General features: G+C 43.2%; 9 protein-coding genes and 1 other RNA gene. 6 read left to right on the top strand and 4 right to left on the bottom strand.

The window, feature by feature from the left end; translation table 11 throughout:
* Positions 1-344: inorganic diphosphatase (locus tag Q0E08_RS08845; RefSeq protein ID WP_294778750.1), on the bottom strand; the 344-nt coding region annotated here is incomplete at its 3' end.
* A gap of 124 nt (positions 345-468) precedes the next feature.
* Here Q0E08_RS08845 and hisH point away from each other — a divergent pair.
* The 5 genes from hisH (at position 469) to Q0E08_RS08820 (ending at position 6,625) form a co-directional block, all read left to right on the top strand.
* Positions 469-1,080, top strand: coding sequence for an imidazole glycerol phosphate synthase subunit HisH (gene hisH / locus Q0E08_RS08840; protein ID WP_294778748.1), 612 nt, complete (start codon positions 469-471; stop codon positions 1,078-1,080).
* 2 nt (positions 1,081-1,082) lie between these two features.
* On the top strand, positions 1,083-1,841 hold the full coding sequence (gene hisF, locus Q0E08_RS08835) for an imidazole glycerol phosphate synthase subunit HisF (protein WP_294778746.1): 759 nt from the start codon (positions 1,083-1,085) through the stop codon (positions 1,839-1,841).
* A gap of 4 nt (positions 1,842-1,845) precedes the next feature.
* Positions 1,846-3,204 carry an MATE family efflux transporter gene (locus Q0E08_RS08830; RefSeq protein ID WP_294778744.1) on the top strand — a complete coding sequence of 453 codons (1,359 nt, stop codon included), beginning with the start codon at positions 1,846-1,848 and terminating at the stop codon, positions 3,202-3,204.
* A 228-nt stretch (positions 3,205-3,432) separates the two neighbouring features.
* Positions 3,433-6,123, top strand: a complete 2,691-nt coding sequence (locus Q0E08_RS08825; protein WP_294778742.1) for a cation-translocating P-type ATPase — start codon at positions 3,433-3,435, stop codon at positions 6,121-6,123.
* Positions 6,124-6,211: 88 nt separating this feature from the next.
* The gene (locus tag Q0E08_RS08820; RefSeq protein WP_294778740.1) at positions 6,212-6,625 is read left to right on the top strand and encodes an EamA family transporter; all 414 of its coding nucleotides are present in this window, start codon (positions 6,212-6,214) and stop codon (positions 6,623-6,625) included.
* 61 nt (positions 6,626-6,686) lie between these two features.
* Here Q0E08_RS08820 and iolC read toward each other — a convergent pair whose 3' ends face one another.
* The 3 genes from iolC to rnpB form a co-directional block, all read right to left on the bottom strand.
* Positions 6,687-7,706, bottom strand: a complete 1,020-nt coding sequence (iolC, locus tag Q0E08_RS08815; RefSeq protein WP_294778738.1) for a 5-dehydro-2-deoxygluconokinase — start codon at positions 7,704-7,706, stop codon at positions 6,687-6,689.
* A gap of 30 nt (positions 7,707-7,736) precedes the next feature.
* Positions 7,737-8,582, bottom strand: coding sequence for a class II fructose-bisphosphate aldolase (locus tag Q0E08_RS08810; RefSeq protein WP_294778752.1), 846 nt, complete (start codon positions 8,580-8,582; stop codon positions 7,737-7,739).
* Between the two features lie 19 nt (positions 8,583-8,601).
* An RNA gene (gene rnpB / locus Q0E08_RS08805) (RNase P RNA component class A) lies at positions 8,602-8,932 on the bottom strand.
* Positions 8,933-9,054: 122 nt separating this feature from the next.
* On the opposite strand from rnpB, the gene Q0E08_RS08800 reads away from it, so the two are divergent.
* Positions 9,055-10,341, top strand: a complete 1,287-nt coding sequence (locus tag Q0E08_RS08800; RefSeq protein ID WP_294778736.1) for an LCP family protein — start codon at positions 9,055-9,057, stop codon at positions 10,339-10,341.
* Positions 10,342-10,621: the final 280 nt, after the last annotated feature.

Below are 10,621 nucleotides of genomic sequence, written 5' to 3'. Positions count from 1 at the left end.
TTAGGGTCGTTTATCGGAACGGCAATGATTTTTTCATCTCTTGCACCGCCGTCTTCCATAATCAAAACGCCGATCGGCTTGCATTCAACAATAGTCATAGGTCTGATTTGCTCACTGCAAAGCACAAGAACATCAAGAGGGTCGTTGTCGCTGGCGTAGGTTCTCGGAATAAATCCGTAGTTGGCAGGGTAGTGGGTTGATGTAAAAAGTACTCTGTCAAGTTTGAGCATACCGGTTTCTTTGTCAAGCTCGTACTTGTTTTTGCCGCCCTTGGAAATCTCAATTACAGCGTAGAATCTGTCTTTCTTGATACGCTTAGGAGATATGTCGTGCCAAATGTTCATAAACGCGCCTCCTTAAATTGTCATACAGTATAATAACATTATCGGCACTGTTTGTCAATTTTAAATTTGCATTTTTTTCTTTTCGGTGCTATTATATAACATATTAAAAGTATAGGAGAACATTATGGTTGCAATTATTGATTACGGTGCAGGCAATCTTCAAAGTGTTAAAAAGGCTTTGGATTTTATCGGCGCAGACAGTGTGATTACGGATAATAAAGATGAGATAAATGCGGCATCTCACATTATTCTTCCGGGTGTAGGCTCGTTTGCCGACGCTATGAATTGTATCAGAGAGCGTGACCTTGAAGATACAATCAAAAAAGCGGCAGACGGCTCAAAGTATTTTCTCGGTATTTGCCTCGGACTTCAGCTTCTTTTTGAATCAAGCGAGGAATCACCGGGCGTTGACGGCTTGGGTATATTCAAAGGTAACATTGTTACTATTCCCAAAGATAACGGACTCAAAGTTCCGCATATCGGCTGGAACAGCGTAAAACTGAATCAAACAAACGGTATATTTGACGGTTTAAAGGATAACAGCTATTTTTATTTTGTTCATTCTTATTATCTTAAAAATGCCGAGAGTGATATAGTTGTAGGTACAACGCAGTACGGTGTGCCTATTCAGTGTGCGGTGCAAAAGGGCAGAGTTGCCGCAACTCAGTTCCACCCCGAAAAAAGCAGTGAGGTCGGACTCGCTCTTCTTCGCAATTTTGTAAACAGGGAGGACTGAATATGTACGCAAAGAGAATAATTCCGTGCTTGGATGTTAAAAATGGTAGAGTGGTAAAAGGCGTTTCTTTTGTTGATTTGCGTGACGCCGGCGACCCTGTGGAATGTGCGGCGGCTTATGATAAGCAGAGAGCTGACGAACTTGTGCTTCTTGATATAACCGCAACTCACGAGGGCAGAAGCACTATGATTGATATTGTGTCAAGGGTTGCAAATACCGTGTTTATTCCGTTTACGGTCGGCGGCGGTATCAAAACCGTTGATGATTTTAAAGAACTTTTGCGTGCCGGTGCGGATAAAATCTCCGTTAACTCGGCGGCGGTTCGCAATCCCGATTTGATTAACGAAGCCGCATATAAGTTCGGCTCACAATGCGTTGTTGTTGCCATTGATGCAAAGCGTAAATCAAACGGCGGCTGGGAGGTTTACCTCAACGGCGGAAGAATTCCTACGGGTATTGACGCTGTTGAATGGGCAGTCGAAGCCGAAAAACGAGGTGCAGGCGAAATTCTTTTGACCTCTATGGATTGCGACGGTCAAAAAACCGGATATGATATTGAACTTACCCGTGCGGTATCGGAGAGGGTCGGTATTCCCGTTATCGCTTCGGGCGGTGCAGGCAAGGCAGAACATTTTTTGGATGCTTTTGTTGACGGCAAGGCAGATGCGGTTCTTGCGGCAAGCCTTTTCCATTTCAATGAGCTTCCTATTCCCGTGCTCAAAGAGTATCTTGCAAAAAATAATGTAAGCGTAAGAAGATGATAATTTGACTAACAGTGAAAATGCGGCTGCCGATAAACAGTATAAAAAAATGACAAGGACACCGGTAAATAAACTGATATTTATTTTGTCCGTGCCAACTGTTATCAGTATGCTCATTACAATGATATATAATATGGCAGACACATATTTTGTGTCAAAAATCAGCGTTGCCGCTTCGGGTGCAACAGGTGTTGTTTTCAGTCTTATGGCTGTGTTTCAGGCGTTCGGCTTTATGTTCGGTCAGGGCGCCGGCTCAAATGTTTCACGGCGGCTCGGTGCCAAGGATGTTGAAACGGCAAGGCAGTTTTGCTCAACGGCATTCTTTTTGTCGCTTGGCATAAGCGTTGTTATTGCGGTTTTGGGCTTGCTGTTTTTGGATAAGCTTATGACCTTCCTCGGCAGTACGGCAACGATTTTGCCTTATGCAAAACAATACGGACTTTATATCCTAATTGCAGGCCCCGCAATGTGTACAAGCTGTGTAATGAATAACATCTTGAGGTATGAGGGACTTGCCCGACTTGCTATGATTGGCTTAACTTCGGGCGGTATTCTCAATATTGCACTTGACCCTTTGTTTATTTTTGTCTTTAAGATGGGCATTTCCGGAGCAGGTCTTGCAACGGCTGTCAGCCAATATGTAAGCATGGCGATTTTGCTCTCGGCATTTGTATTTAAAAAATGTCAGTGCCGCATTAATCCTAAAAATGTAAGGTTTAAAGGCAGATTTGTGTGGGAGATAGTCGCAACGGGTTTCCCAAGCTTTATGCGTAACGGACTCGGAAGCCTTTCAACAATGATTTTGAATGTTATGGCATCGCCTTACGGTGACGAATGTATAGCCGCAATGAGCATTTCAAACAGGTGCTCAATGCTGATTTTCAGCGTGTGTGTAGGCATCGGTCAGGGCTTTCAGCCTGTCAGTGCATTTAATTACGGAAGCAAGGATTTTGACCGTGTTCGCAAGGCAATCAACTTTTTGTGGGTTTACGGCACAATCGCCGTAACCGTTTTGTCGGGCGTTATGTTTGCTTTTGCACCGTGGGTTATCGGAAGATTCAGGAGCGAGGCTGAGGTTGTTGAAATCGGCTCAAAAGTTCTTCGCTATCTTTGTGTTTCGCTTATATTTTTGCCTACTGCGTTAACGGCAAATATGACATTTCAAAGCATCGGCAAAAAGGGCAGAGCACTGTTCCTTGCCTGTTGTCAAAACGGACTTTTCTTTGTTCCGCTTGCACTGATATTGCCGAAGTTTTCAGGCATTACGGGTTTGGAACTTTCACAGCCGATAGCTTATGTCTTGGCGGCAATAGTTTCTGTTCCGTTTTTGATTACTTTCAAAAAACATTTAAGAAATTATTAATATTTGATTTGTTGACTTTTATACACTTGTATGTTATATTTAGGTCAAGACAGGGGAGTAATTCCACGGTTATCGTGAGTTAAGTCAACATCATGCCAAAATAGGCTGGCTTAATTGTAAAGAATGAGACTTGTGCATAGTGTAATACTATGTATGGGTCTTTTTTTATACAAATATGTAAGGTATAAGATCTTACATTGCAGTATATTCTGACGGAAGGGGTATTGTATGAAAGAATATTTAAAAACGAAAGATGATGTTTTAGCCGAAGTTAAGTCCGGACAAAGCGGCCTTTCTTCTGCCGAAGCATCAACAAGGCTTGAACAAAACGGCAAAAACAAGCTTGCAGAGGGCAAAAAAGACAGTCTTATAAAACGCTTTTTGTCACAGCTTGCCGACCCTATGATTATTATTTTGATTGTTGCAGCCGTTATCAGTGCGGTTACCGCAACGGTAGGCGGCGAGGGCGAAGGTTATGCCGATGTAATCATCATTATGGTGGTTGTAATCATCAATGCTGTTTTGGGTGTTTATCAGGAAAGTAAGGCGGAAAAAGCTATTGAAGCCTTGCAGGAAATAGCCGCCGCCACCTCAAAGGTTATCCGTGACGGTAAAATAGTTACCGTTAAAAGCGAGGACATCGTTGTTGGCGATATTGTAGTGCTTGAAGCGGGCGACAGCGTTCCTGCCGATTGCCGAATTATCGAATGTGCTTCCATGAAAATTGAGGAATCCGCACTTACGGGCGAATCGGTACCCGTTACAAAAACAGCAGAACCTATTGACCCGCTCGGTTCGGACGATGTTCCGCTCGGCGACAGAAAAAATATGTGCTATATGGGTTCGTCCGTTGCATACGGCAGAGGTAAAGCCGTTGTTGTTGCTACCGGTATGGACACCGAAATGGGCAAAATTGCCGATGCTCTCACGCAGGCAAAGGATGAGGAAACACCTCTCCAAATCAAACTTAATCAGCTTTCAAAAGTTTTGTCCTTTATTGTTTTGGGCATATGCGTATTTATTTTTGCGTTTGATATTATTCGTGCACTTGTTGTCGGTGACGCTGTTACTTTGTCGTCAACGCTTTCGTTCTTTATGGTTGCCGTGTCGCTTGCCGTTGCCGCAATCCCCGAGGGCCTTGCCGCAGTTGTAACAATCGTTTTGTCAATCGGCGTTACAAAGATGTCAAAGCGTAATGCTGTTATTCGCAAACTTACGGCTGTTGAAACTCTCGGCTGTACACAAATTATTTGCTCCGATAAAACAGGTACTCTCACTCAAAACAAAATGACCGTTGTTGACCATAAGGGTACAGATGAAAAACTCCTTGCAACGGCTATGGCACTTTGCTGTGATGCCGAACTTCAGGATGACGGAACAATCAAGGGTGAGCCTACCGAAGCCGCACTTGTTGCTTATGCCGATTCGCTTGGGCTTAAAAAGAGCGAACTTGAAGCCTTTTTCCCGAGAGTGGGCGAAGCTCCGTTTGATTCGGGCAGAAAGATGATGTCAACAATCCACAAAACACAAAACGGATTTGTTCAGTATACAAAAGGTGCTCCCGATATCGTCCTTTCACTTTGCACAAGTGCTTATGTAGAAGGCAAAAAAGTACCTATGACAGACGAAATCCGTCAGGCAATTTCCGCATCTAATAAAGAAATGGCTGATAAGGCTCTCCGTGTTCTTTGTGCGGCTATGAGAACTTACAGCGAACAGCCGTCAAACGAGCCTGATGAACTCGAGCAGGACCTTTGTTATATCGGCCTTACCGGTATGATTGACCCTGTTCGTCCTGAGGTTGTGGACGCAATCAAGGAATGTAAGAGTGCCGGTATTCGCCCGATTATGATTACAGGCGACCATAAAGATACAGCCGTTGCCATTGCAAAGCAACTCGGTATCATCAACGAAAATCAAAAGGCTGTCACAGGTATGGAACTCAATTCTATGTCTGATGAAGAACTTGATGAGCATATCGAGGAATATTCGGTTTATGCCCGTGTTCAGCCTGAGCATAAGGTTCGTATCGTTCAAGCTTGGAAAAAGCGTGGAATGATTACCGCAATGACAGGTGACGGCGTAAACGATGCTCCGTCAATCAAAAATGCCGATATCGGCGTCGGTATGGGTATCACAGGCACCGATGTAACAAAGAATGTTGCAGATATGGTGCTTGCAGACGATAACTTTGCAACCATCGTTTCGGCTGTTGAAGAGGGCAGAAGAATTTATGACAATATTCGTAATTCTATTCAGTTCTTGCTTTCGTCAAATCTTTCCGAGGTTCTTTCGATATTCTTTGCAACGCTTTGCGGTTTCATTTTGTTTGAGCCTGTTCACCTCTTGTGGATAAATCTTATCACCGACTGCTTCCCGGCACTTGCCCTCGGTCTTGAAAAGGGCGACCCCGAAATTATGAACCGTAAGCCTCGAAACAGCAAAGACGGCATCTTTGCAGGCGGTATGGGCTTTGATTGTGCTTATCAGGGTGTTATGGTAACAGTGCTTACGCTTGTTGCCTATGTTCTCGGTATTGTTATGGCAAGTCCGGAGCATATGACTTTGTCACAAATCTTTGCAGTCAACGATGCAAACGAAGCAACTCATTTGCTTCACCAAAACGGTATGACAATGGCGTTTTTAACCCTTTCTATGGCAGAAATTTTCCATTCGTTTAATATGCGTTCTCGCCGTCAGTCAATAGCAAAAATGGGCAGTATGAACTGGTATTTGCTCGGTGCCATGGTGCTCTCGCTTGTACTTTCAAGTGCGGTAATTTATATTCCGTTCCTCAGCAAGGCATTTGATTTTGCACCTATCGATGCAAGAGAATACTTTACGGCACTCCTTCTCGCATTTATGGTTGTTCCGATTGTAGAAATCGTAAAGCTCATCCAGCGTAAAACCAATAAATAAACAAACAAATCCCGAAGCTAAACGGTTTCGGGATTTTACTTTACTTTGTATTCAAATGGGTGTAATATAAGGTAAAGAGGTGAAATGTATGTGGTGGTTATTTGCACTGCTCTCGGCGGTATTTGCCGCACTCACTTCTATTCTTGCAAAAATCGGAATAGAAGATGTAGATTCAAATTTGGCAACGGCTATCCGTACAATGGTTGTTGTCGGTATGTCTTGGCTTATGGTGTTTGTTACAAACGCACAGTCGGGTATTACAAATATCGGCAAAAAAAGTTGGATATTCCTTGTCCTTTCGGGTCTTGCAACAGGTGCATCGTGGCTTTGCTATTACAAGGCTATTCAAATGGGCGATGTCTCCAAGGTTGTGCCTATCGATAAGTTGAGCGTTGTGTTTACCCTCATTCTTGCATTTATCTTTTTGCACGAGGATTTCAATGCAAAATCGCTTGTCGGCTGTATTCTCATTGCAGCAGGAACATTATTTATGGTATTATAAAAAATCAAACCGCGAAGTTCAGTTGCCACTGTTCCTCGCGGTTTTGTTATTTATTGATTTTTTATGCTCTTGCAACCATTTCGCCGTATTGTTCTTTTGATTTTTTTATGAACTCCTCAACCTGAAGTGCAGACGGCATAGCGTCCGAACAACTGTGTGATGCAATCAAAATACTTGCCGAAGCGGAACCGAATTCAAGACAATCAATAATGTCCTTGCCTTGAAGCAGGCTGTAAAGGAACGATGAGCCGTAGCCGTCACCGCCGCCGAAGCCTTTGAGCATAACGGCAGGGAACGGTTTGATGTTGTAAAACTTGCCGTCGTTTGTGTAAGCGGTTGAACCGTCTTTGCCGTGCTTGATGACGCAGATTGAAGCACCGAAACTTTGCCAGTATTTAGCCGATTCGGGGTCACTGCCCTTAACACCGATAATGCCTTCCGTAAGGTCAAATTCTTCACGGCTGCCCATAATAATGTCTGCGTTTTGGGCAACGATGCTGTAATATACGGCAATTTCGTCTTTGCTCTTCCAGGTGTATTCTCTGTAATCAATGTCAAATACAATCCTTGTATTGTTCTTTTTTGCAAGCATCATAGCTTTGAGGCAAGCCTCTCTTGACGGACTTTTTGCAAGTGCCGTGCCACTGATAACTATTGCCTTTGCCGATGCAATGTATTCTTCGTCAATGTCGCCGGGTTCAAGACAAAAGTCGGCAACATTATCTCTGTACATAAGAATTGATGAGCTTTCTTTTGAAAGAATTTCGGTAAATGTAAGACCGATTTTTTCTCCGTTTTTCGCTCTTGTGATTTTGGAAGTGTCAATGCCTTCGTTTTTAAAATAATCAACAACATAGTCGCCGAATTGGTCATCGCTTACGCATCCGCAAAAGCCGACCTTACAGCCGAGCCTTGCCAAACCTACGGCAATGTTTGCAGGCGAACCGCCCACATATTTGTTAAAGTTAGCCGACTCCGACAGCGGTCTGTACATATCCGTCGGATTAAAGTCAATGGCTATTCTGCCGATCGGTATAAAATCAAGCGGCTTTGACATATCAAATGTTACATAATTTTGCATAATTTTTACCCCTTTATATGCTAAATTGTTTTATGCTTTGTTGTCTGAACCGAAAATCAAGATGTGACGCTTTGCGTTTTTGTAAGCACCCTCGATTTCGGCTTCGTGCAAATCATAATATCCTTTTATATTGCCGTTTTTGTACGCTTCTCTGACATTGTTTTCAACGCTGTCAAATGTAGCCGTGGCAATGTTGATTTTCTTGATTCCCGTTTTGCTGCATTTTACAAAGTCCTCAGGACTTATTCCCGTGCCGCCGTGTAAAACAAGCGGAGTATCGGTCATATCGTCAACCTGCTTTAAAATGTCAAAACGGAGTTTAGGCGTGCTTTTGTAGTTTCCGTGAGCGTTGCCTATTGCTATTGCAAGTGCGTCAACGCCGGTTTCTTTTTCAAATCTTACGGCGTCATCCGGCTTTGTGCAGTTTATCGCAATGTCCTCACTGCCGTCCTCACTTCCGCCTACGCAACCGATTTCCGCTTCAACAGCCGCATCGTATTCTTCGGCTGTCGAAATGACTTTTTTCGTCATTTTAATGTTTTCTTCAAGCGGAAGATGTGAGCCGTCAAACATAACGGATGTAAAGCCGATGTCGAGTGCTTCGGTGATTTTTTCTATCGTTTTGCCGTGGTCAAAATGAACGGCAACCGGAGTGCTTGCATTTTCTGCGGCGGCTACCATAAGCGGACCGATTATTTCAAGCGGGCTTTGTTTAAGCCTCACCTCCGCAATTTGCAATATAACGGGTGCGTTCAGCTCCTCAGCCGCTTTCAGTACACCCAAAACCATTTCCATATTGGCAACGGAAAACGAGCCTACTGCGTAGTTGCCTTTTTCGGCATCTTCAAGCAGATCTCTCATATTAACTAACATAATTCAATTTACCCCTTTTAAAAAACAGAGTTGCCCGTAAGCCGAGTTCTGTCGTGGACGATTATCTATCTCGACAAGATGTTGCCACCTTGCTCAAGCCACCCGTCGGAGTTATGTGGCGAGCAACCAACTCTCCGGTCGGTGTTGCAGCGGATAGGGTTTACATGGCAGAGAATGTCTCCACTCTCTCGGTGAGCTCTTACCTCGCCTTTCCACCCTTACCGTAAAAACGGCGGTTTATTTCTGTTGCACTTTCCCTAAGGTCACCCTCGGCGGCCGTTAGCCGTTATCCTGCTCTGTGCTGCTCGGACTTTCCTCATAGTCAAAGACTACGCAACCGTCTGGACAACTCTATCTTATATAATAAATTATTCCGACCAAAAATGCAATATTAAATAAAAAAAGTTGAAAATATAATTAATATGGTGTACACTGAATTTAATATATAATTCTAAAATAAAGGAAGGGTGTTCGTATGCCTCGCTTTGAAAAAGAGGGCTTTAACCCTAAAAAAAGAATAGATAACGACAGCCGAGACAGAAGCGTTCCCGTTGATGAGGATTATTTCAATGTTTCTGATTTTGACGAAGAGGTTATTGATAATCAAAATACGGCTGATTACGATTTGGATGCTTTTATGCAGGAACTTGACGAGCCGCAACGCTCAAACCGTCAAAGTGCCAACGATTTTGTGCCACAGGTTTATATTGATAAAGATGCCAAAAGACGCAAAGAAAACGAAGAAAGAGCACGCCAAAGACGAGAAACAACCCGACCTCCTCGCCGTAAAAGACGAAAAGGCTCAAGACCTAATAACGCAAAGAATATTTTTAGGGCGGTTTTGGCAGTTATTCTCGCTTTGATTATCGGTGCAGGCTGTTTTGTCGGCAACGCTATGGGCAAAGTCACCTATGATGACAAGCGCAAAAATCAGTATGTCAGCAAGTCGGATTTAACTCGTTCGTCAAGTGTAACAAATATTCTTTTGCTCGGCGTTGATGCCCGTAATCCAAAAGATGATACCGCTTCTCGTTCCGATTCAATGATGCTCATTTCTATTGACAAGGCACACAATTGCATAAAAATGGTTTCGTTCTTGCGTGACACTTGGGTGTACATTCCGTGCGTTGACAAAAAGCAACGACTCAATGCGGCCTGTCAGTATGACGGCTACAACGGTGTTGTTGATACTATTGAATATAATTTTGGCATAGATATTGACGGATATGTTGTTGCCGATTTTGAAATGTTCAAGGTGCTCGTTGACAGCATCGGAGGTGTAGAGGTTGAAGTAACCGAAAAAGAAGCCAAAGAGGTAACCTCTCACAAAGGCAGATACGGCAATGTCAAACTTGATGCGGGCAAGTACAAATTAACAGGCGAACAGGCTCTTGCTTATTGCAGAATAAGAAAAATTGACACCGACTTTATGCGTGCTTACCGTCAAAGAACAGTTATGCAGGCAATTCTCAAGAGCGTGAAATCTGCAAATCCGGTAAAACTCGCAATGATGGCCACCAAGGCTGCACCGTATATTCAAACCAATCTTTCAAAGGCAAAGATTATTTCTGCCGGTATGAAAGCACTTCCGTGCATCAGCGATATGGCAGAGGTTCGTGTTCCGTTTGACGGCACTTGGCAATATGCAACAATCGGCGGTGCAAGCGTTATTACCATTGATGTTGATAAGAATAAAGAAAAATTGCAGGATTTAATTTATAACAAATCTGCTGCGGAAATCAGAGCAGAGCAAAGCGAATAATAGACTTTTGTTGCTTGTTTTGAACTGTTTTAATAATGTCTTTAGTGTATTTGTTCACACTTTGTAAATTGACTTTGATATTATGTTTTGATATAATATTACAAGCCTGTTTTTCAGGCTGTATATGATAAATTGGAGAAAAATTATGCTATCAGTTATTCCTGCCCCTAAAAAGGCGAAAGAACTCGGCGGAGTATTTGTTTTGCCGGCACGCTTAAAGGTAAAGTCTGATTTTGACCTTCCTCTTTTGGAGGGTAGGGTTGATTTTTGTGAAAATGAA

The organism is uncultured Eubacterium sp., from assembly GCF_934561735.1.
Lineage (GTDB): Bacteria > Bacillota > Clostridia > Oscillospirales > Acutalibacteraceae > Eubacterium_R.
Note: the sequence above shows the minus strand (reverse complement) of the source record. Positions and strands in the feature narration are given on the sequence as shown.

What these genes read in the sequence shown, in the direction of transcription:
- hisH (WP_294778748.1), top strand. Translation starts at nt 469, where the DNA reads ATGGTTGCAATTATTGATTACGGTGCAGGCAATCTTCAAAGTGTTAAA.
- hisF (WP_294778746.1), top strand. Translation starts at nt 1,083, where the DNA reads ATGTACGCAAAGAGAATAATTCCGTGCTTGGATGTTAAAAATGGTAGA.
- Q0E08_RS08825 (WP_294778742.1), top strand. Translation starts at nt 3,433, where the DNA reads ATGAAAGAATATTTAAAAACGAAAGATGATGTTTTAGCCGAAGTTAAG.
- Q0E08_RS08820 (WP_294778740.1), top strand. Translation starts at nt 6,212, where the DNA reads ATGTGGTGGTTATTTGCACTGCTCTCGGCGGTATTTGCCGCACTCACT.
- iolC (WP_294778738.1), bottom strand. Translation starts at nt 7,706, where the DNA reads ATGCAAAATTATGTAACATTTGATATGTCAAAGCCGCTTGATTTTATA.
- Q0E08_RS08800 (WP_294778736.1), top strand. Translation starts at nt 9,055, where the DNA reads ATGCCTCGCTTTGAAAAAGAGGGCTTTAACCCTAAAAAAAGAATAGAT.